The sequence below is a fragment of the Bartonella sp. Raccoon60 genome (assembly GCF_002022585.1).
Taxonomy (GTDB): Bacteria; Pseudomonadota; Alphaproteobacteria; order Rhizobiales; family Rhizobiaceae; genus Bartonella; species Bartonella rochalimae.
Genome location: NZ_CP019786.1, coordinates 205,839 through 228,531 on the forward strand (window position 1 = coordinate 205,839; position 22,693 = coordinate 228,531).

The window sequence follows — 22,693 nt, forward strand, 5'->3', positions numbered from 1 at the left end:
AACGTATTTTTGTATAAATAGAAAAAGCGAATTCCTCAATGAGCATTTTATGAAATTTCTTGATCAGGCTAAAGTTTATATTCGTTCTGGTAATGGTGGAGCAGGAGCAGTATCATTCCGTCGTGAAAAGTTTATAGAATTTGGAGGTCCAGATGGAGGGAATGGCGGACGTGGCGGTGATGTGTGGGCTCTTGTTGTCGATGGGCTCAATACACTGATTGATTATCGTTATCAGCAGCATTTTAGAGCAAAAACAGGAGGGCATGGTAAGGGGCGCAATATGACAGGCGTAAAGGGTGATGATGTCATTCTTAAAGTGCCAGTTGGAACACAGATTTTTGAAGAAGATAATAAAACATTGATTTGTGATTTGATAGAAGTTGGTCAACGTTATCGTCTGGCTAAAGGAGGCAATGGCGGTTTCGGTAATCTTCATTTTACAACTTCTACGAATCGAGCACCTCGGCATGCAAATCCAGGCTTGAGTGGAGAAGAACGTACATTTTGGCTACGTTTGAAATTAATTGCTGATGGGGGGCTTATTGGTTTGCCAAATGCTGGAAAATCAACTTTTTTGGCGGCAGTAACGGCCGCAAAGCCGAAAATTGCTAGTTATCCTTTTACTACTTTGCATCCTCATCTTGGTGTTGCATCTGTTGATGCTCGTGAATTTGTTTTGGCTGATATTCCTGGTTTGATAGAGGGAGCTCATGAAGGTGTGGGAATCGGTGACCGCTTTTTAGGGCATGTGGAACGTTGCCGTGTTTTACTTCATTTGGTTTCCGCTCAAGAAGAAGATGTGGCAAAAGCTTATCACACTATTCGCCATGAGCTCACGCTATATGGACATCATTTGAGTGATAAAACTGAAATTGTGGCTTTAAGCCAAATCGATACTCTGCCTATTGAAGAGCGTGTCGTCAAACAGGAAATGTTGCAAAAGGCATCTGGTAAATCGGTTATGATGGTTTCTGCGGTAAGTCATGAAGGCTTAGATCATGTATTGCGTGCTATTGCACATATCATTGAAAAAGAACGAACAAATAATGTTCGTGAAGCGTAAATAGGATTCATGACGGTGACCATTGGAATGCGAAAACTTTCACAATATGAGCGTATTGTGATTAAAGTTGGTTCTGCGCTTTTAGTGGATCCTCAAAAAGGTTTACGCGTTGAGTGGCTTAAAAGTTTAATTAATGATGCTGTTCAATTACGCCAAAAAGGTGTTGAGGTTTTATTTGTTTCTTCTGGTGCTATTGCTTTAGGGCGTACCTCACTTCATCTCTCTAAGGGTGTTTTAAAATTAGAAGAGAGTCAGGCGTGTGCTGCCTTAGGTCAGATTGAACTTGCTAAAGCTTATAGCGATGTATTGGCCCGACATGGATTGAGAACAGGTCAGATTTTGCTGACATTATCCGATACCGAAGAACGTCGCCGTTATCTTAATGCACGTGCTACTATTGATACACTTTTACGTTTTGGAGTCGTTCCTGTTATCAATGAAAATGATACCGTAGCGACAAGTGAAATTCGTTATGGCGATAATGATCGTTTAGCAGCACGTGTTGCAACGATGATAGGGTCGGATCTTTTAATCCTTTTATCTGATGTTGATGGTCTTTATACGTGTTCTCCTCATTTGAATCCAGATGCTGAATTTATTTCTTTTGTTTCATCAATTACACGTGATATTGAGAACATGGCAGGTGTTGCTGCTTCAGAGTTTTCACGGGGTGGAATGAAGACTAAACTTGAGGCAGGGAAAATAGCTACTGCTGCTGGAACAGCAATGGTTATTACTTTAGGAAAGCGTATGAATCCCCTTTTAGCAATTGACAAAGGAGAACGCAGTAGTTTTTTTGCTGCAAGTGAGAAGCCGGTAAATGCTTGGAAAAAATGGATTTCTGGTCATTTAGATCCATCGGGCATTTTGACTATTGATCAGGGGGCCATTAAAGCGCTTGAATCTGGAAAATCATTACTTGCTGCCGGAGTTGCTGCGGTTGAGGGAGTGTTTGGTCGTGGCGATATGGTTGCAATTGTTGATAAAAATGGAATTGAGATTGCTCGTGGTCTTGTAAATTATGGGGCAGATGAAGCGAGAGTTATTATAGGCCGTAAGAGTGAAGAAATAGACTATATTCTTGGGAATGGAGTGCGTTCCGTTGTAGTGCATCGCAATGATATGGTTTTACGTTGCTTATCGGATTGAATATAAAAGTTCTTCTTTTTTTGTGAATGAGTGATGATATGACTTTAGCAGAACAGATGAGAGTTATGGGGCAGAAAGCACGTGATGTTGCTTCAATACTTGCAAGTGCTTCTGCTGACCAAAGAAAAAGTGCTTTGGAAATGATTGCTCTAAATCTAGAATCTCGGTCGGTTGAAATTTTATGTGCTAATCGTCAAGATTTAGAAAATGCTGCTGGGAATAGTTTATCATCCGCGATGATGGATCGGCTGAAGTTGGATGAATCGCGTTTACATGCAATAATTGATAGTGTTCGTCAGATCGCTTGCTTGCCGGATCCTGTCGGAAAAGTGATTAGTGAATGGACGCGTCCAAATGGGCTTCATATCCGTCGTGTGCGAACACCACTTGGTGTCATCGGTATTATTTATGAAAGTCGGCCAAATGTTACGATTGATGCAAGTGCTTTGTGTTTAAAATCTGGAAATGCTGCAATTTTGCGTGGTGGTTCAGATAGTTTTCATTCTGCACTTGCGCTTCATTCGGCATTAGTAAAAGGGCTGGAACAAGCAGGCTTGCCTAAGAGCACTATTCAAATAGTGAAAACAAAAGATCGTGATGCTGTTGGAGAAATGCTTAAGGGTTTAGATGGCGCAATTGATGTTATTATACCCCGTGGTGGGAAAAATCTGGTAGCACGTATTCAATCTGATGCGCGTGTTCCTGTTTTTGCACATTTAGAAGGCCTTTGTCATATTTATATTGATAAGTCAGCGGATTTAGATATGGCACGTGAAATTGTATTAAATGCAAAATTACGGCGTACAGGTATATGTGGAGCTGTTGAGACAGTTTTGATTGACCGTCAGGCATTAAAAAAGTTTCTTCCTGTTCTCATTGCTTTACAGGAGAAGGGATGTGAAGTTCGTGTGACAGAAGATATCATCTCGCTTATGCAAGGAGCTAGATTAGCCTGTGAAGAAGATTGGTCTTGTGAATATCTTGATGCAATTTTATCTGCTAAAACGGTTGATGGTATTGAGGGAGCCATTGCACACATTCAGCGTTATTCGTCAGGACATACTGAATCAATTATTAGTGAGGATATGGGAGTGGTTAAAATGTTTTTTGATCGTTTAGATTCAGCCATTTTGCTTCATAATGCATCAACACAATTTGCTGATGGAGGGGAATTTGGTTTTGGAGCAGAAATTGGTATTGCAACAGGGAAAATGCATGCACGTGGACCGATAGGGGTTGAACAGTTGACATCATTTCAATATCACATTAGTGGAAATGGGCAGGTTAGGCCTTGAAACAACTTTTTTTTCCATGGGAAAATCGTATACCACATGTTGAAAAGTCCAATGTTGTTGGCCTTTTTGGTGGATCATTTAATCCACCACATGCGGGTCATCTTCTTGTTGCAAAAACTGCAATTTTGCGTTTGCGTCTTAATCAATTATGGTGGATGATAACTCCAGGAAATCCTTTAAAAGATTGTATACAATTGCCATCTTTGCATAAGAGAATGCAGTTAAGCTCGGAATTTCTTAATCATCCCAAAATTCGCGTAACAGGTTTTGAAAAGACTATAGGAAGTAAAATATCAGTTGATACGATTTCTTATATCCTTAAACGTTATAGGAGAGTGCATTTTGTGTGGGTTATGGGAGCAGATAATTTAGCAACGTTTCATTATTGGCATAGGTGGCGGGATATTATGTCTATGATTCCTGTTGCAATCATTGATCGCCCTTTAGCACAGATGTCAGCACTTTCTTCTCCTATGGCTAGAACTTATTGTTATTCTCGTGTGGATGAGAGAGTAAGTACGCTATTGCCTTTTATGGCACCACCTGCTTGGATTTATTTACATGGGCCTTTATCTTTTCAATCTTCAACAAAGCTGCGTTTAGAAGGAAATGATTCTTCTTGAAGATTTTATAGGATTCTGCAACTATTTTAGAGTATTCTTCTTTTACTCTTAACTCTTATGTTTTAAATAATAATAAGAAAGGATATTAGTCTGGAAAAATTTGTACAAAAACGTTGTAATATTATTGCTTCTTCAGCAGAAGAAAAATGCTTGTCAGTTACGAATGGTCTTAAAATTATTCTGAGTAGTTTAGAAGATATAAAAGCAGAAGATATTATTTCTATTGATCTACGGGGAAGGTCTTCTTTAGCTGATTATATGGTTATTGCTTCTGGGTGTTCTCAGCGTCATGTTTTGGCTATCACTGATCGTCTTTTATCTGTTTGGAAAGGAAGTGGATATGGTAACGCGAGGGTAGAGGGAATGGCTGGAGGGGATTGGGTACTAATTGATGCAAGCGATATCATTATTCACCTTTTTCGTCCGGAAATTCGCACTTTTTATAATTTAGAAAAAGTATGGCTTGATTCAGGTTTGGAGAATATTGAATCAATTCTTGTTGGAGACAACTGATATGCAAGTTTCTATTTTTGCTGTTGGTCGTATGAAACAAGGTGCTGAACAGATATTAGTTCACCGTTATTTAGATCGTTTTTCTAAAAGTGCTGGGGCTATAGGTTTTCAGTTTGGAAAAATGCAAGAAATATCGGAAAGTCGTGCTCAGATGCCCTGTCAACGTATGAAAGAAGAAGGAAAAAAACTTTTTGAGTATTTACCTGAAAAATGCCGATTAATTGTATTGGATGAGCGTGGAAAGTCAATATCATCATCTATTTTTGCTGAGAAATTAGTATTTTATCGTGATGAGGGTGTTCGTGATTTAATACTTGCTTTAGGAGGACCTGATGGGCATAGTGAACAAGTTAGAAACCACGCTGATTTTATTTTATCTTTTGGGTTTATGACCTGGCCGCATCAGATCGCACGTATATTACTTACAGAACAGCTGTATAGAGCCATAACAATTATTGGTCATCACCCTTATCATCGTTTTTAAATTTTATTTTTATACCTATTCATGCACTTGTTAACATTGTTTTAGGTGACAGCATTTAAAGCATTGTTAGTTTATATAATTGAGTTTGATGGTTGGATAAATGAAGAGGTTTCTTCATGAAAAGATAAAGATGCAATATTTATGCAAGAAGTGCATGATATTGCTGTTGCTGATATTAAGTACGGATATTCAGACATCTATTTCATATGCTGAAGATATGGACAGTCGCGAAGTAGTACAAAAAACATTAATGGATATTCGCAATAATATTTCTGTATCGCGTAAACATATTGCTTCATTGATACAACAAGTTGACCTTTTGAAAAAAGATCAACGTGTTTTGACTGATGAACTCATAAAAGTTGCTAAAGTAGAGCGTAATTTAGCAAATGATATTATTGAAAGGGAGAAAAAGCTTAAGCAACTTTTAGAACAGAAGACGCAAGTGTATCAAAATTTAAAAAATCGCCAGGCTGAATTTTCAGAGATATTAGCTATTTTAGCACGGACAGGATTAAAACCACCTCCTGCTCTTATAGCGCAATCTAAAGATATTCTTGCCTCTATACGCAGCTCTATTTTATTGGGAGCTATCATTCCTGATATGCAAGAAAAAACACAGAATTTAACAAAAAATCTAAAAAAATTAACTAATTTAGGTCATGTTATTGCTATGGAATGCGTAGATTTGAGAGCTAAAATGCAAAATCAAGCAGAGCAGCTTAAATATTTAGAGTTTTTGTTAGATGAAAAAGAAAAATTACAGAAAAGATCACAAAAAGAGCTTATAATGCTGCGACAGAAAAATATTACTCTTATTAAGAAAGCGCAGTCTTTAGAAGAATTAATTTTAGAGCTTGATTATCAAGCACAGTCTGATTCCACTTCATCAGAGAATATACGGAAAAGTTTACAATTATTAGAGCAGAGAGATCTTCAAAATAAAAAGGGTCATTTTCTTTTACCTGTTTCAGGAAAAAAAATTCAACATTTTAATAATAGTTCGCATGTTGCGCGTTTTGGTGAAATTATTGCAACAGAACCAGAAGCTATAGTTATAGCTCCCGCTGATGCCCTTGTGGCTTTTTCTGGATCATTTCGTTCTTATGGACAATTAATTATTCTTAATGTTGGACATGGTTACTATATTACTCTTATCGGAATGGCTAAAATCAATGTAACACAGGGGCAGTTTGTTCTTTCAGGTGAACCTATTGGTATGATGGGAACGGAATTTATTGCGAATACTATTGCATTGGATATAGGCAAAAAGACTCCAATGCTTTACATTGAGTTTAGAAAGCATGGAAAACCTGTGGATCCAAACCCTTGGTGGCAGACTGAACAATTAAAAAGGAACAAAAATGATTCGTAAAGTTATACTTTCGGTCGCTATGATATTGCTCAGCGTCAGTTCAACGATTATAGTGCAATCTGTTGCTGCGAATAATGACAGTAATATTTATAAACAGTTGGCTATATTTGGTGATATCTTTGAACGAGTGCGGATGCACTATGTTACAGTTCCAAATGATAAAAAGCTTGTTGAGAATGCTATTAATGGAATGCTTTCTTCGCTTGATCCTCATTCCTCTTATATGGATGCTGAAGCCGCTAAAGACATGAGAGCTTCTACTAAGGGAGAGTTTGGTGGTCTTGGTATTGAAGTAACCATGGAAAAGAGTCTTCTTAAGATTGTTTCCCCGATGGAGGATACACCAGCTTCAAAAGCTGGTATTTTAGCAGGAGATGTGATTTTAAAGATTGATGGTAAACAGGTAAAAGGTCAGTCTTTGAATGAAGCTGTGAATCAAATGAGAGGTGCTGTTGGTACACCGGTTACGCTAACAATTATTCGTTCTAGTGTTGATAAACCTCTTGAGATCAAAGTTATTCGTGATATTATCAAAGTGAAGGCGGTTAAGTATCGTGTTGAAAATGATATTGGTTATTTAAAACTTATTCAATTTTCTGAGCAGACTTTTGGTGATCTTCAAGCTGCAGTTAAAGATATTCAATCCAAAATTTCTCAAGATCGTTTGAAAGGGTATGTGCTTGATTTACGCCTTAATCCTGGAGGCCTTTTAGAACAGGCGGTTAGTATTTCAGGTGCTTTTCTTAATAGAGGCGAAATTGTATCGATTCGTGGTCGTAGAAAGAAAGATGTGACGAGATTTGATGCTAGACCAGGAGATCTGATTAATGGGAAGCCTCTCATTGTTCTTATTAATGGTGGTTCAGCAAGTGCTTCTGAAATTGTTGCAGGGGCTTTACAAGATCATCGTCGCGCTACAATTTTAGGAACACAATCTTTTGGTAAGGGATCTGTTCAAACCATTATTCCTTTAGGTGAAAATGGAGCTTTACGTTTAACGACAGCGCTTTATTACACCCCGATGGGTACATCAATTCAAGGAACTGGGATTACCCCTGATATTATTGTTGAGCAGCCATTGCCTGAAAAATATAAGGGTTATGATGTAACGCTTGGTGAATCTGAGTTAAAAGGACATATCAAAGGAAAACAAGAAAGTGAGAAAGGCTCTGGTTCAGCTGCTTTTGTTCCTAAAGATCCTAAGGATGATGTGCAATTGAATGAAGCTTATAAGCTTTTACGGGGTGAGATAACGCATAAGGCATTTCCACCAGATCCTCATCAAGGTATTTTAAAATAAGAAGAAAGCTGTACAGCTTATAGTTTTATATGAGCTGTATTTTTATAAGGGATAATGAGGTGGATACAATTGTTGGTTTTAAAGCTCTCCCTTATCGGAAATGTGTGGGAATTCTTGTGTTTAATCATGAAGGTAAAGTTTGGGTTGGACGCCGTTTGATGGCAGTTGCTGACGCACAAGTTGACATGTCCAAACTTTGGCAGTTACCACAGGGGGGAATTAATCCAGGAGAAAAGCCGATAGATGCAGCACGACGTGAACTTTATGAAGAAACAGGTATCCAATCCATTAAGTTGATTAAGGAAGCTCAGGATTGGTTTAAGTATGATTTCCCACAAGAACTTATGGGACATGTTTTAAATAATAAATATCGTGGTCAAATACAAAAATGGTTTTCTTTTCAGTTTACGGGAGAGACTTCTGAAATTACCATTAATCCACCACCTGATGGTAATACGGCAGAGTTTGATCAGTGGAAATGGATTGATTTGGAAGAGATTCCTTCAATTGTTGTTTCTTTTAAAAAGCATGTTTATACAAAAGTTGTGAAAGAATTTCGAAATAGTGCTAGATATTTATAAATCTTATAATTGTAAAAGCTATTTTTTCTTAAGAAGCTTTGTATTATGTCTTGTTATCAGAAATAATAGCAGTGATTCTATTGTGCGTTTAAAAATTAGGATGTGAGATGAAAAAAATATTTAATTTCTTTATAACTTTTACACTCTTGAGTGTTTCTGTTGCATTTGCGCAGAGTACAAAGCCGACTACAACAAAGCTTTCTGAAGCTTCATTGCCGAACGGTGCTTCTTCTTTAACCGAGACTTATGGTTTGTGGAATGTTAACTGTAATCTACAGGACGGAAAAAAAGTTTGCTTTATGTATCGCCAAGAAGTTAATGATCAAAATCGTGTCATATTAGCTATGAACATTTCTTCCAATTCTGATGGTACTTTGACAGGAACTTTGACAGTTCCTTTTGGTATTTTAGTTTCTAAACCTATTCGTTTACAAGTAGATGGTGGAAAGAATGTTATTGAAACAAACATTCGGACTTGTATACCAGCAGGTTGCATTGTTCCAGTAGCTTTTGACAAAAGTTATGTAGCAGCTTTACGTGCAGGAAAAAAGTTGAATTTAGCGATGACAGTTTCTACTCCAGGAGAGCCAGCTCTGAACGATTTGTTTGTGCAATTAAGTGGTTTTAGCGATGCACTGAATCGTTTTATTGCTTTGCAAATGTAATTTTATAATAAAAAGAAAATCGGCCTTTAAAGGCCGATACTATTTAGAATAGTTTATGAGGAAAACAAAAATTAATTAGCCAGCTGACTAATTATTAGCCAGCTGACTAATTAAATGAAGGATGAGAACTTTTGTAAATTCTTTTTCTATTTTGGTGTATTATTGCTTCACTTTAATATTTTATGACATTGCGGTATGATGATATATGCTAAAAATATTAATTTTTATTTGAAATGAAAAAGAAGAATAATTGGTGAGACTATTTTAATAAAGACTTTATTTGCATAAAGTTTTCTATATGAACCTCCATTCTATTGATTGGTAAAGGAAATACGAATGATCTATGCTTTTCTTAGTGTGCTGGATCTAATCTTTAGTATTTACATTGCTATCTTAGTAGCTCATGCTATTTTTTCTTGGCTTTATACATTTAATATTGTCAATACCCGGAATGTTTTTGTCACTATGATCGGTAATTTTCTATATCGTACAACAGAACCAATTTTATGCTATATTCGACGTTTTTTACCTAATCTTGGGACAATTGATATTTCACCTATTGTGGTTTTTATGATTATTTACTTTATTCGTATTTTCATGTGGCGTGCTTATGCAGGAATGCTTTTATAAAAGTGAAAATATTTCCTTAGGCGAAATAAGATGTTTTATCGAGTTGATGCTCATCGTTTGATTTTATTTGTCCGTTTGATTCCAAAAGCCTCAGTTGATAGTATAATAAAGGTTGAGAATAGAGATGATGGGAAACAGTATTTAATTATACGTCTGCGTGCTATTCCTGAAAACGGCAAAGCAAATAAAGCATTGATTAAATTTCTGGCGAAGCAGTGGAAGATACCATCGTCTTGCATCTCTCTTGGAAGTAGAGCAACATCACACTATAAACAGCTTTATTTTTCAAAATATTTAAAAGAAGTAGAGAAAATATTACAATCTTTTAGAGTATAATCCTATAAAATTAAGAAGATGACAGCCTGTGAAGATACAGGCTGTGTTTTTATTTAAAGCGAACAGTTATGTTGTTTATTACGTTCAATCGCTTTTTTAATCAATTCATGTGCATAGTCTTTATCGCGCCAACCTTCAATTTTAACCCATTTTCCAGGTTCAAGATCTTTGTAATGTCCAAAAAAATGCTCAATTTGTTTTAATGTGATTTCTGGAAGATCTGTATAATTATGAACATTAATGTAGCGTTTTGTTAATTTTTGAGCAGGAATAGCGATAATTTTTTCGTCTTTGCCGCCATCATCTTCCATCATAAGAACACCGATTGGGTATACATTAATGACACAACCTGGAATAAGAGGACGGGTGCTACTGATGAGAACATCAACGGGATCACCATCTTCCGAAAGTGTATGCGGGATGAAGCCATAATTTCCAGGATAAGTCATTGGTGTATGGAGGAAACGGTCAACAAATAATAATCCAGATTTTTTATCCATTTCATATTTTATTGGTTGACTATCAATAGGAACTTCAATGATAACATTAACATCTTCTGGTGGATTTTTGCCGATAGGTATTTCATTAATGTTCACGTAATTACCCTTTCTAGAATTAAATAAAATCAAACAGAATAGTACATTAAGGTAAAGAGATGCATCATCAGGCAAGTGATGAACGTGTTTTTTCGAAACGTTTACGTTCATTTGGATCTAGGTAGAGTTTACGCAAACGAATATTTTTAGGCGTCACTTCTACTAGCTCGTCATCTTGTATCCATGACAGTGCACGTTCTAAGGTCATTTTGATTGGAGGGCTTAATTTTACGGCTTCATCTTTACCAGAAGCACGCATGTTTGTTAGCTTCTTCCCTTTTAAAACATTTACTTCTAAGTCATTATCGCGTGAGTGTATGCCAACAATCATACCTTGATAAACTTTTACGCCAGCATCGATCATCATAGGGCCACGATCTTCAAGATTAAAAAGCGCATAGGCAACAGCTTCACCATTATCATTTGAAATCATTACACCATTGGTACGGCCACTAATTTCTCCCTTATAAGGCTCATAGGCATGGAAAAGACGATTCATAATTGCTGTACCACGTGTATCCGTTAAAAGTTCAGATTGATAGCCAATAAGTCCGCGGGTTGGTGCATAAAACACAAGGCGTACACGATTTCCACCTGATGGACGGAGTTCAATCATTTCTCCTTTGCGTTCTGACATTTTTTGAACAATGGTTCCGGAATATTCTTCATCAACATCGATTACAACTTCTTCAATTGGTTCTAAAGTTATTCCATTTTCATCTTTTTGCATAACTACGCGTGGTCGTGAAACACTTAGTTCAAATCCTTCACGACGCATATTTTCAATAAGGACCGCGAGCTGTAATTCTCCTCGTCCTGAAACATAAAAAGAGTCTTTATCATCTGATTCTTCAATTTTAAGAGCTACATTTCCTTCTGCCTCTTTTAACAAACGGTCACGGATAATTCGACTTGTTACTTTATCTCCTTCTGTACCAGCAAGGGGACTATCATTCACAAGAAAGCTCATAGTAACAGTGGGTGGATCAATTGGTTGAGCAATAAGAGACTCATTGACGGAAAGATCACAGAAGGTATCAGCAACAGTTCCTTTTTGGAGTCCTGCAATTGCTATAATATCTCCAGCAGCACTTTCTTCAATAGGTTGTCGTTCTAATCCACGGAATGCTAAAATTTTTGAAATACGCCCAGTTTCTAAAAGTTTTCCATCTTGTCCCAGAACTTTAATATTTTGATTGGGTTTAATTGAGCCCGAATGAACGCGTCCTGTAATGATTCGTCCCAAAAAAGGATCGGCTTCAAGGATAGTACCGATCATGCGGAATGGTCCTTCAGCAATGGTTGGTGTAGGTACATGACGGACTACAAGATCAAACAAGGCACTTAATCCTTGATCTTTGGGTCCTTCAGGAGATACAGCCATCCATCCATCACGACCTGATCCATAAAGAATAGGGAAATCCAATTGTTCATCGGTTGCATCAAGAGCTGCAAAAAGGTCAAAAACTTCATTGACAACTTCATCAGCTCGGGCGTCAGGTCGATCAATTTTATTGATTGCAACAATAGGACGTAATCCTACTTTTAACGCTTTTCCAACAACAAATTTGGTTTGTGGCATAGGACCTTCAGCAGCATCAACAAGGACAATAGCTCCGTCTACCATATTAAGGATACGTTCTACTTCACCACCGAAATCGGCGTGACCAGGGGTATCAACAATATTAATTCGGGTATCTTTCCAAACAACAGATGTTACTTTTGCTAGAATTGTAATACCGCGTTCTTTTTCGATATCATTTGAATCCATCATGCGCTCGCTTGTGCGCTGGTTATCACGAAAATTTCCTGATTGTTTGAGGAGTTCGTCTACAAGTGTTGTTTTACCGTGGTCAACGTGGGCGATGATAGCAATATTACGCAATTGCATAAATTTTCTTCTTTTCGTTTAATGAAATTCTCTTTGAAGTAAAGCTTTTCTCTTTACAGTTTCAGGTCTTTTACAGTTTTTTTTAGACTTTGGGAAGAGGAAGAACATTTTTTATAAAAATGAAGGAGAGATTTTAATACGTGCCATATTAAAGTAAGATTCCAGTTAAAATAAAAGAAGCAACGGAAAAGTAAATTATAATACCCATGACATCTACTAAGGTCGCAACAAAGGGAGCCGAAGCACTTGCCGGGTCAAATTTTAAGCGTTTAAGAATAAAGGGCAGCATAGATCCGACTAAAGAACCGAATGTAACAATTCCAACTAAAGCTATTCCTACAGTTATAGCAATAAAAAACCAATAATCACCATAGTTATAAATTCCGAGTTGTTGCCAAACAGCAATCCGTATAATACCGATGATTCCGAGTAAAATACCAAGGGAGATGCCTGTTGGAATTTCACGAATAATGACTTTCCACCAGTCTTTGAGTGTGAGTTCCCGTAAGGCTAATGCACGGATAATAAGAGACGTTGCTTGTGAACCAGAGTTTCCTCCTGAACTCATAATAAGAGGAATGAATAATGTAAGAGCAATTACTTTTTCAAGTTCTGTTTCGAAATATTGCATGGCGCTTGCTGTTAACATTTCACCCGTAAAGAGTAAAGCCAGCCAGCCACCGCGTTTTTTCATCATTCCCAAAAAATTTATCTGCATATATGGTTTATCTAAAGCTTCCAATCCTCCAAATTTATAGGCATCTTCACTCATTTCATCGACCATAGAGTCAAGTACATCGTCAACTGTTACAATACCAATCACATGATTGCTGTCATCAATAACTGGTACAGAAAGAAGATCATGACGTTGAAAGAGACGAGCAATATCTTCGTGGTGTGTAAAGGGTGATATTGTGATAGGTGTATCGTGTGTGGAGACGTTTAAAATTTTATCATCAGGTGAGGCAAGAATAAGGTTACGGAGAGAAACGGCTTTGAGAAGGGTACTTGTTTTCGGATCAATGACATAGCTTGTGTATACTGTCTCACGTGTTCTTTCAACATCCCGAATATGATCTAAAGTTTTTTTTACAGTCCAATTCGCTGGTACTGCTATAAACTCTGTTGTCATCAATGCACCAGCTGTATGATCTGGATAACTGGTAAGTTTTTTGAGTTCAGTCCGAGTTAAAGATTTTAGTAAAGCATAAAGCCGTTTACGCGTTTCTTGATTCATTTCTTGGAAGACGTCCGCAGCAGCATCTGCAGACATACCGTCAAGAATTTCGACAGCAAGATTCACGGGCAAAAGTTCAAGAATAGCAGCTGGGCTTTCAAGTTCTGGTTTGTCAAAAAGTTCAATGACATAATCAATAGGCAAAAGACTGAGGATAATTACCCGTTCCATAATATCAAGACCATTAATGATATCAATCGAGTCGGCAAAATGAAGATTTTTTAATTCTTCAGCAAGGGCTTCAGAAGGTAAATCTTTGAGGTTGCTAGTAGATGTTTTGATTTCAGTCATAGCGAAGTGCCTTCTAAAAGATTAGAGATATGTAGATAGAATGAATCAAAATTATAGACAACTTAGAATACAAGTTTTTCAATTGTTAATATTCAAAATAAAGTCAAGGATAGATTGCAATTTGTAAAAACTGTAAACAATTTCATGAGGCCAGAAAAAGAATTTTTTGTGCATATTCCAAAATAATAAAATAATATTTTTATATAAAAATTTAAATTTACAAGGCTATTTTAGAGTATAAAGTTATTATTAATAGGCCATATCACATAGGTGACTATTTGATTTTAAATTTACTAATGTAGGCAGTATAATATTATGACACAAGCAGCAATGTTCGACTGGATGGAATTGTCAGGTTTTCCTGATTTTTCTTCAATGAATGATGATGATTTTAAACCTGCTTTTGAACAGGCACTGAAAGAGGCTGAAGAGGAAATAGAAGTTATTGCTGCTTTGGAAGAATTACCAACACTTGAGAATTTTTTGCAGCCTTTTGAGCTCGCTGGTAAGAATCTTGATCGCGTATGCTCTATATTTTTTCTGCGTGCGAGTGCACACAGTAATGAATTGATTCAAAAATTAGAACAAGAATTTGTTGTTAAACTTTCACGTTATTCTTCAAAAATTATGATGGATACGCGGATATTTGCGAAAATGGATATGCTCTATAAAAAAGCACAGCAAGGTTTGTATGACCATGAAACTGAACGTGTGCTTGAATTAGGGTGGAAGAGATTTGTTCATAATGGTGCAAAACTTGATGAAAAGGGTAAAAAACGTCTTGTTGAAATTGATGAAAGGCTTGCCCTTTTAGGTGCTACTTTTGGTCAGCATATCTTAAAAGATGAGGCTGAATGGATTTTGTTTTTGGAACAAACAGATTTATCTGGTTTACCAGATGATCTTATTGCTTCTATGAAAGAAATTGCTTGTGAGAGAGGCCGTGATAGACTGTATGCATTAATCTTAACGCGCTCGATTGTTGAACCTTTTTTAAAATTCTCTCATCGTCGTGATTTGCGTAAAACAGCTTTTCAAGCTTGGTCTCAACGGGGTGAAAATACTCATGATAATAAAGCAATTATTGTGGAGATGATTGCACTTCGGAGAGAAAAGGCAAAATTGTTGGGGTATAAATCTTTTGCGGATTTAAAGCTTGACAATACTATGGCTAAAAATGTTGATGCAGTTATGAATTTGCTTATCCCTGTATGGGAGCGGGCAAAAGTTAAGGCTGCTACTGAACAAGCTGAATTACAAAATTTTGCAAAAAATCAAGGAGATAATGAGCCTTTAAAAGCTTGGGATTGGCGTTATTATGCTGAAAAGTTGCGCACTGAGAAGTTTTTATTTGATGAAACAGAAGTAAAATATTATTTGCAGCTTGATCGCATGATTGAAGCAGCTTTTTTCGTTGCAAAAAAACTTTTTGGGATTTCATTTGAAGAAAAAACTGATGTTGCACTTTGGCATCCTGATGCACGCTTATGGGAGGTCAAAAAATCTGATGGAAGTTTACTTGGGCATTTTATTGGTGATTATTTTGCACGTTCTTCAAAACGATCTGGAGCGTGGATGAGCAGATTACAATCACAGCATAAATTGAACGGAGGGCAAAAGCCTATCGTTTACAATGTATGTAATTTTGCGAAGCCCTCTAAAGGGAAGCTTGCTCTTTTATCGCTTGATGATGCACGCACACTTTTCCACGAGTTTGGGCATGCATTGCACGGTTTGCTGTCTGATGTTACATGGCCATCTGTTGCGGGAACATCAGTTGTGCGTGATTTTGTTGAGCTTCCTTCTCAACTTTATGAGCATTGGCTCATTGTACCAGAAGTATTGCAATCATATGCTACGCATGTGGAAAAAGGTACTTCTTTGCCGCAAGCTTTGTTGGATAAAATTTTGTCAGCACATACATTTAATGCTGGTTTTAATGCTGTTGAATTTCTTTCATCTGCTTTAGTAGATATGGCTTTTCATCAAGAAGAAAAAGTGGTGGATCCAACATTTTTTGAACGTAAGGAATTAGAAAAATTAGGAATGCCTGATACAATTATTATGCGTCATCGTCCTCCGCATTTTGCACACATATTTTCAGGTGATGGTTATGCGGCTGGTTATTATTCTTATATGTGGTCAGAAGTCCTTGATGCTGATGCTTTTCAAGCTTTTGAAGAAACAGGTGATGTTTTCAATCCAGAACTTGCTAGTCGATTAAAGCGTTTTGTCTATTCTGCTGGAGGAAGTTATGATCCTGAGAAACTCTATGAATCTTTTCGAGGGCGATTACCTTCACCAGAATCAATGATAAAGAAACGTGGATTGTAAAGATAAAGTAGGGTGTCGATATACGATTTTATCTGCGGATAAATTAAGACATTGATGAAATACTGTGATTTTTGAGATCTGGAACTAAAATTTTGTATGTTATCTATTTTAATTTTAGCTTTAACTAAAGCTCATATTTCTTATGGTATTATTAAATGATAAATCTATAGTTTTAAATAATTTTATTAAAATTTTTAGAGATATGATTGTATTTGAATAATGCAACGAAGTCTTTATTTTTGAAAAGCATAGTCAGCAGTTATAGCATTTTTTCTAATTGCATGATGCGTTTCATAAAGTGCAGGTTTCACTTCAATTTATTTTAGAAATCTTTTTATAAACAAGACAATCACCCTAAAACTAAGAATTTTTTTCAATTTTAAGATGTTAGATAATCATTAAGGAAAATAAACCATGAGATAAGTGTTTGACTTTAAGGTTATTGTTTTCTGATATGAGAGAGAGTTTCGTAGCTTGGATATCCATTTCCTTCTAAACCATGACGTAGCTGAAAAGCTTTAATCGCTTTCTTGGAAGCTATACCAATTTTACCATCAATTTCTCCTTCATAATCTCCAAGTTTTGCTAAACGAGATTGCAATTCTATACGCTCTTTGAAAGTAATAGGTTTAAATGGTCGATTCCAATCTTGGAATAATTTAGGATGTCCAGCAATACGATCAGAAAGAAGGCCAACAGCGAAAGCATAACGATCTGCATTATTATAACGTTTAAGCACAAAGAAATTTTTTGTTACCAGAAATGCAGGTCCTTTTGGACCGTCAGGAAATTTCAATATTGCTTGTTCAGATAAAGAAGGAAAAGGTTTTCCATGTGCGTGTTGAACGCCTAACTCTTTCCATTGTTTAAAGGATAACCAATTTTCAGGTAATTTTTCGTTATTTGGTAATTTAACTTCAATTCCCCAGACAAGATTAGATTGCCAACCATTCATATAGAGAAGGTTAGCAGAAGTAGCAAGTGAATCAGGAATCGAATTCCAAATATCAGAGCGCCCACTTCCATCCATATCAATAGCGTAGATGAGATAACTGCTTGGAATAAATTGTGTATGTCCTAGTGCTCCTGCCCAAGATCCCACGAGTTGAGAGCGGTGAATTTCACCTCTTTGTAGAATTTTCATTGCTGCAATAAGTTGCGTGCGCGCGTATTTTTGACGTTTTGGGTCGGCATAAGCTAAAGTTGCAAGTGAACGGATAGTATCACACATTATGCCTTTATTTGTTAAAATTTTTCCATAGTTGCTTTCCATCGACCAAATGGCGAGGAGGAGATTACGATTAACACCAAAACGCTTTTCGATTTTTTGTAACCACTGTTGCCATTTTTTAGCTTGCTGTTTTCCTTCTACAATTGCATCGTCATGAATGCGATTGTCAAAATATTCCCATGGCATATCAACAAACTCTGGTTGATATGCTGCTTTTTTTAAGACTTCTTGGTCAATTGTATGAATTGTTTTAAAAGCCATATCAAATGTGGATGGTGAAATATTGTTGGCTAAAGCCGTTTTTTTGAATTCATTAATCCAGTGTTGAAAACTACTATCGGCATATGTAGGCGAGGAAAAAACTATTAGAAGAGTGGCAAAGGTAGAGAGTAAGCGAATGAAAGATAACCTTTGATTTATAGTTTTTTTTAAAAAAAATAATGGATTAAATTTTATTGTTTTCATTTTCTAATTTTTATCTATGTAAAAGTGTTCGGATGTGCAGTTATTTTATTTTCGTATTTAATAAAATCTATATCAGATCAAGTAAAATTTGTCTTAAAATGAAACAATTTAATTAATTATTGCGTCTTTTCTATGTTTATTATATGAAAATTTAGAAAATAGAACATTTTTATTTATTTGTAGTTAAAATATAATGATAAATTGTATCAGAGGATTATCTAACAAATATTGTATTGGTAAGTAGGAAGATGAATGTGTGTAAAATCCGTAAGGCAGTATTTCCTGTAGCGGGTCTGGGTACTCGTTTTCTTCCAGCAACAAAAGCAGTTCCTAAAGAAATGCTAACTGTTGTTGATAAGCCTGTTATTCAATACGTGGTAGATGAGGCACGTGAAGCAGGTATTGAGCATTTCATTTTTATTACTGGGCGCAATAAGGCAGTTATTGAAGATTATTTTGATGCTCAGGTTGAATTATATACAACTCTTGCTGAATGTAAAAGAATAGAGGAGCTAGAGCATTTAAAAAATTTGCAATTGCAGCCAGGAATGACTTCTTTCACTCGGCAACAGCAGCCTTTAGGATTAGGACATGCTGTTTGGTGTGCGCGTGAGCTTGTTGGAAAAGAGCCTTTTGCTTTATTATTACCGGATATGCTCATGCAAACTAAAAAAGGTTGTCTTTCTGAGATGATACATCTTTATGAAAAAACAGGAGGAGGTAATATTATTGCTGTTCAAGAGTGCAATCATGAAGAAGTATATAAATACGGTATCGTAGGAAAAGGAAAGCAGGTCGCAAATGGTTTTGAAATCACACAAATGGTAGAAAAACCAGCTATAGAAAAGGCTCCATCTAATCTGTATATTAATGGACGTTATATTTTGCAGCCAGAGATTTTTGATATTTTATCTGATCAAAAACGAGGAACAGGAAATGAGATTCAATTAACAGATGCTATGGTGAGACTTTCAAATGAACAAGCTTTTTTTGGTTTTCAATTAGATGGGCGCACTTTTGATTGTGGATCTAAAATTGGCTTTATTGAGGCTAATGTTGCATTTGCTCTTTCACGTACTGATATGCATCAGCAACTTTTTACATCGCTGAAAAACTTACTTGAAAAAATTAACGTTGAAAAATGATATAGACTTTAAGAGTGATTTCATTTATCGAATTCAGTTATGACGATACAGTCTTCTAATACGTTAAATCTACAAAATGCAGTTATCTTAGCGCTTAAGACTATCTCTATTGAAAAACGAGGGCTTGAAGTTCTTGAAAAGGCTTTTCAGGAGAAGCTTGCAGATTCTTTTAAAGCAGCTGTCCAAGCCATTAGCAATGCAAATGGTCACGTGGTAATTACTGGACTTGGTAAGAGCGGTCATATAGGAACAAAAATTGCTGCGACTTTAGCTTCAACTGGAACACCTGCTTTTTTTATCCATGCTGCGGAAGCTAATCATGGTGATCTTGGTATGATTTGTTCTGATGATGTTATTCTTGCTTTATCGTGGTCTGGGGAAACTACAGAGTTAAGTGGTATTATAAGCCATGCTGCACGTTTTCGTATACCACTAATTGCAATAACATCTGGTGAGCACTCTATATTAGGACGGCAAGCTGATATTGTGTTATTATTGCCAAAAGTAGAGGAAGCTTGTCCTCATGGTCTTGCTCCGACAACTTCAACAACTATGCAATTAGTGATAGGAGACGCATTAGCTATTGCTCTTTTGGAAATGCGAGGTTTTACTGCGACTGATTTCAAAATTTATCATCCTGGGGGATCTCTTGGGGCAAACCTTAAATACGTGCGTGATATTATGCATCAAGGGGATCGTGTCCCTCTAGTTACACAGGGAGTGCCCATGACAGCAGCTATGGAGATTTTGGTTGAAAAACACTTTGGTTGTGTTGGTGTTGTAAATCCAAGAGGTGAATTAATTGGAATTATAACAGATGGTGATCTTGCACGCAATATTCACAATGATTTGTCACAATTCAATGTTGATGAGGTAATGACTAAAAATCCAAAGACTGTTGGCCCAGATACACTCGTTGGTGCAGCAACAGCATTTATTAATGATCATCATATTGGAGCATTTTTCGTGATTGAAAATAAAAGGCCTATTGGAATTGTTCATTTTCACGATCTTTTGCGTATTGGTGTGGCATAAGTTAATTAATATTGAGAGGCCAATATATTTATCAGCAAAAAATGATGAGATAATAGCAGTAATCTTTTTAAGAGGAAGAATGCTTGAGATATATCTATTGGTGAATGGTTATTTGTTAAGTTTATGGTAATGTAAGATCATAGATATAGTAATATCTTTTAATAATAATTTCCCCACAGGAAGAAAGAACTTTCTCCTGTGAGAGTGCTTTTTATATTTTTATAAAAAGTTTTAAATTTTATTTAGGTTTTGCGTTTGAGGAAGAATTGTGAACCAGTGTTTGATGTACAGAGGAGTTGCATTGTATCATTAGATATTGTGCAACTTGCTCTAGAAACAGTTCCACGAACAAGCGAATATATCTCAATTTCTACGTGGTGAGTGTTGATATAATTGTAGGTACCTTCTGAAAGCTTTTCTTTTGTATCTGCTGCTCGTGTTTCAAAAATACCACTACGAAAAGAAGAAATAATACCGTTTGTGTCGATCCATTCTCCATCGATTCTAGTTGGCATATTGTTGATAAATAAGAATTTATTGCGATTTTGCGAAGGATTGCAAGCAACTAATATTAAAGCAATTATTGTCAGGTATAAAATACAGCAAATATGTTTCATGTTTTTTACTCTATATGTTTTCGTTTTCTTTATTACTTTTTATGACAAGTTTAAAGTAAAGGCAAAAAATTGAAAAGACTCTTAAACATTGTGTTTAATGAATAATTTGGTAAAATTAGCATGCCGGTTACAAAAGGTAAAATATATTTTGTGGTTTGTAATGAATCTTATTATAAATATATTTAGTAGTCTCAAAGGAGATTATTAAAGCTATGGTTGGTCCTATTCTCGTTGCGGGGGAAGATCACGGAAAGCGTGCAGAGCTTTCTACTATGCTTCGAGGATTTGGCTACCGCGTTATTGAAGCAGAAAATAGCTTACGCATAATTGATCTTTTATATAGGCGTAAAAATATTACGCTTGTGTTGCTTGATGTTACTATTAGTGATTTAGGCGTAAGTGATCTAATTAAAATGATTAGAATGGCTCGAATCTCTATTCGAGTCATTGTTATAGCAAAGCAAGATAATCAAGAATTAATTCAAAAAGCTTTAAAAGCTGGAGCTATTGATTATTGGTTCTATCCAGTTACCCCATTACGGTTGAGAGTTACTTTGAATAATCTTGCGTTCATTTCCGCATTAGAAAATGAAATTCAGTATGTTCGTAGGCAAAAAGAAAATCATTTACGATTTTTTGATATCTATAAAAAAAGCACTGTAATGCAGGCCATTTTAGAACAATCAAAAAGTGCAGCAACTTCTTTTCAGAATCTTTTGATAGAAGGTGAAGTAGGGACTGGTCGTGAGAAATTAGCTCGTATCATTCATGATGAAAGTTTTTTTTCAAAGGGGAATTTTGTTCGCTTCCAATGTTTACCAGTTTTTGATCCAGAGGAAGAGAATCGTTTTTGGTTTAAAGAGTTTGTACCGCTAGTTTCTTCTCTTAAGCATGGGACGCTTTGCTTATGTGATATTGATCGATTAGAGCCAATACAGCAAAAACGTTTTGCGCATTATCTTCAAGAGAGAGCAGAAACAGCAAAAGATAAAAATCTGCCTTTTCGCATTATTGCTCTTTCAACATCGCGTCTTGCAGATTTAGTCCAGGTAGGTTTTTTTACACATAGTTTTTTTGAAAAAATTTCCCAATTATATATTAATATACCTGCTTTGCGAGAGTTGAGAGGTGAACTTCCAGAAATTTCTCAGTGTTTGATTGACTATATTATTGCTGAAACCGGGCAATCGCATGTGCATGGTTTAGGAGGGACGGTTATTTCTATGTTTATGCAGTATGATTGGCCTGGTAATTATAGAGAACTAGAAAATTTGCTATTTCGTGCGGTTTTGATGAGCGAAGGACCATTATTAACTGTGAGAGATTTTCCGCAACTAATAAAAAATCCACACATGAATATTTCAAAGATAACTGATAATGATATTCAAGAACGCTATGAAAGAAAATTTATACGACTTTTTAATGTTGATGGGCATGTACGCACTTTTTCTGAGATGGAGTGTGATATTATTAAAAAGGCAGTTGCACATTATAAAGGACGTATGAGTGAAATTGCTCGACGTCTTCAGATTGGGCGTTCTACTCTTTATCGTAAAATAGAGGAATTGAAGACAATAAATAATCAAAAGCAGTAATAAAATTTTTAACAAAACATCTGTATCTACGAATTATAATAGTTCAACAGAGTGTGATTGTTTTATCATCAAAAAGAAGTCTTTTTAGCCATAAAAATGAAATATCATTTATTGTAATAATTTGTTTGTTTCAAATATTTTCGGACAACAATAGTAAAGTTGCTTAGAATTTTTGAATATGAACATCAAAGTTTTAAAAATAATGATGTTTTTTGTTATATCTTATAGAAAATGATCATATT

General features: G+C 36.0%; 21 protein-coding genes. 16 read left to right on the forward strand and 5 right to left on the reverse strand.

What is annotated here, in order from left to right; all coding sequences use genetic code 11:
- The first annotated feature begins 49 nt into the window (after positions 1 to 49).
- From obgE to Bra60_RS00860, 12 genes are all read left to right on the forward strand, one after another.
- Positions 50 to 1,063, forward strand: coding sequence for a GTPase ObgE (gene obgE / locus Bra60_RS00805; RefSeq protein ID WP_078688306.1), 1,014 nt, complete (start codon positions 50 to 52; stop codon positions 1,061 to 1,063).
- A gap of 9 nt (positions 1,064 to 1,072) precedes the next feature.
- Positions 1,073 to 2,212, forward strand: coding sequence for a glutamate 5-kinase (gene proB, locus Bra60_RS00810; RefSeq protein WP_371326052.1), 1,140 nt, complete (start codon positions 1,073 to 1,075; stop codon positions 2,210 to 2,212).
- Between the two features lie 38 nt (positions 2,213 to 2,250).
- Positions 2,251 to 3,507 (forward strand): glutamate-5-semialdehyde dehydrogenase, encoded by a 1,257-nt coding sequence (locus Bra60_RS00815; protein ID WP_078697991.1) that lies wholly within the window; start codon positions 2,251 to 2,253, stop codon positions 3,505 to 3,507.
- 29 nt (positions 3,508 to 3,536) lie between these two features.
- Complete coding sequence (locus Bra60_RS00820) at positions 3,537 to 4,130, forward strand: nicotinate-nucleotide adenylyltransferase (protein ID WP_078698203.1); 594 nt, start codon at positions 3,537 to 3,539, stop codon at positions 4,128 to 4,130.
- Between the two features lie 69 nt (positions 4,131 to 4,199).
- Complete coding sequence (gene rsfS / locus Bra60_RS00825; protein WP_078688309.1) at positions 4,200 to 4,643, forward strand: ribosome silencing factor; 444 nt, start codon at positions 4,200 to 4,202, stop codon at positions 4,641 to 4,643.
- Position 4,644: 1 nt separating this feature from the next.
- Positions 4,645 to 5,127, forward strand: a complete 483-nt coding sequence (rlmH, locus tag Bra60_RS00830) for a 23S rRNA (pseudouridine(1915)-N(3))-methyltransferase RlmH (RefSeq protein ID WP_078688310.1) — start codon at positions 4,645 to 4,647, stop codon at positions 5,125 to 5,127.
- A gap of 154 nt (positions 5,128 to 5,281) precedes the next feature.
- Positions 5,282 to 6,502 (forward strand): murein hydrolase activator EnvC family protein, encoded by a 1,221-nt coding sequence (locus tag Bra60_RS00835; RefSeq protein ID WP_335617766.1) that lies wholly within the window; start codon positions 5,282 to 5,284, stop codon positions 6,500 to 6,502.
- Entirely contained in the window at positions 6,492 to 7,802 is a 1,311-nt protein-coding gene (locus Bra60_RS00840) for a S41 family peptidase (RefSeq protein ID WP_078697992.1), read from the forward strand. The genes Bra60_RS00835 and Bra60_RS00840 overlap by 11 nt, the downstream gene beginning before the upstream one ends.
- A 29-nt stretch (positions 7,803 to 7,831) precedes the next feature.
- Positions 7,832 to 8,383 carry an RNA pyrophosphohydrolase gene (locus Bra60_RS00845; protein WP_371326053.1) on the forward strand — a complete coding sequence of 184 codons (552 nt, stop codon included), beginning with the start codon at positions 7,832 to 7,834 and terminating at the stop codon, positions 8,381 to 8,383.
- A gap of 107 nt (positions 8,384 to 8,490) precedes the next feature.
- Positions 8,491 to 9,048: an invasion associated locus B family protein gene (locus tag Bra60_RS00850; protein WP_078688314.1), complete on the forward strand. Its 558-nt coding sequence runs from the start codon at positions 8,491 to 8,493 to the stop codon at positions 9,046 to 9,048.
- 336 nt (positions 9,049 to 9,384) lie between these two features.
- On the forward strand, positions 9,385 to 9,678 hold the full coding sequence (locus tag Bra60_RS00855) for a YggT family protein (protein WP_035006297.1): 294 nt from the start codon (positions 9,385 to 9,387) through the stop codon (positions 9,676 to 9,678).
- Between the two features lie 30 nt (positions 9,679 to 9,708).
- Positions 9,709 to 10,014 carry a DUF167 domain-containing protein gene (locus Bra60_RS00860; protein ID WP_078688315.1) on the forward strand — a complete coding sequence of 102 codons (306 nt, stop codon included), beginning with the start codon at positions 9,709 to 9,711 and terminating at the stop codon, positions 10,012 to 10,014.
- A 53-nt stretch (positions 10,015 to 10,067) separates the two neighbouring features.
- Here Bra60_RS00860 and ppa read toward each other — a convergent pair whose 3' ends face one another.
- The 3 genes from ppa to mgtE all read right to left on the reverse strand — a co-directional run bounded on the left by ppa (position 10,068) and on the right by mgtE (position 14,029).
- Positions 10,068 to 10,610, reverse strand: coding sequence for an inorganic diphosphatase (ppa, locus tag Bra60_RS00865; RefSeq protein ID WP_078688316.1), 543 nt, complete (start codon positions 10,608 to 10,610; stop codon positions 10,068 to 10,070).
- A gap of 67 nt (positions 10,611 to 10,677) precedes the next feature.
- Positions 10,678 to 12,501 carry a translational GTPase TypA gene (typA, locus tag Bra60_RS00870; RefSeq protein ID WP_078673574.1) on the reverse strand — a complete coding sequence of 608 codons (1,824 nt, stop codon included), beginning with the start codon at positions 12,499 to 12,501 and terminating at the stop codon, positions 10,678 to 10,680.
- Between the two features lie 148 nt (positions 12,502 to 12,649).
- On the reverse strand, positions 12,650 to 14,029 hold the full coding sequence (gene mgtE / locus Bra60_RS00875; RefSeq protein WP_078688317.1) for a magnesium transporter: 1,380 nt from the start codon (positions 14,027 to 14,029) through the stop codon (positions 12,650 to 12,652).
- A gap of 315 nt (positions 14,030 to 14,344) precedes the next feature.
- Here mgtE and Bra60_RS00880 point away from each other — a divergent pair, with 315 nt between their 5' ends.
- The gene (locus Bra60_RS00880; RefSeq protein ID WP_078688318.1) at positions 14,345 to 16,363 is read left to right on the forward strand and encodes a M3 family metallopeptidase; all 2,019 of its coding nucleotides are present in this window, start codon (positions 14,345 to 14,347) and stop codon (positions 16,361 to 16,363) included.
- Between the two features lie 439 nt (positions 16,364 to 16,802).
- Here Bra60_RS00880 and Bra60_RS00885 read toward each other — a convergent pair whose 3' ends face one another.
- Entirely contained in the window at positions 16,803 to 18,059 is a 1,257-nt protein-coding gene (locus Bra60_RS00885) for a lytic murein transglycosylase (RefSeq protein ID WP_078688319.1), read from the reverse strand.
- 254 nt (positions 18,060 to 18,313) lie between these two features.
- Here Bra60_RS00885 and galU point away from each other — a divergent pair, with 254 nt between their 5' ends.
- Together galU and Bra60_RS00895 are read left to right on the forward strand one after the other, a co-directional pair.
- A complete protein-coding gene (gene galU, locus Bra60_RS00890) occupies positions 18,314 to 19,204 on the forward strand; it encodes a UTP--glucose-1-phosphate uridylyltransferase GalU (protein ID WP_078689021.1) in 891 nt (296 codons plus the stop codon).
- A 39-nt stretch (positions 19,205 to 19,243) separates the two neighbouring features.
- A complete protein-coding gene (locus Bra60_RS00895) occupies positions 19,244 to 20,239 on the forward strand; it encodes a KpsF/GutQ family sugar-phosphate isomerase (protein ID WP_078688320.1) in 996 nt (331 codons plus the stop codon).
- A 242-nt stretch (positions 20,240 to 20,481) separates the two neighbouring features.
- Here Bra60_RS00895 and Bra60_RS00900 read toward each other — a convergent pair whose 3' ends face one another.
- Positions 20,482 to 20,856 (reverse strand): hypothetical protein, encoded by a 375-nt coding sequence (locus Bra60_RS00900; protein ID WP_035006288.1) that lies wholly within the window; start codon positions 20,854 to 20,856, stop codon positions 20,482 to 20,484.
- 212 nt (positions 20,857 to 21,068) lie between these two features.
- Between Bra60_RS00900 and Bra60_RS00905 the strand changes: the two genes are divergently transcribed.
- On the forward strand, positions 21,069 to 22,451 hold the full coding sequence (locus Bra60_RS00905; RefSeq protein WP_078697993.1) for a sigma-54-dependent transcriptional regulator: 1,383 nt from the start codon (positions 21,069 to 21,071) through the stop codon (positions 22,449 to 22,451).
- The last annotated feature ends 242 nt before the right edge of the window (positions 22,452 to 22,693 follow it).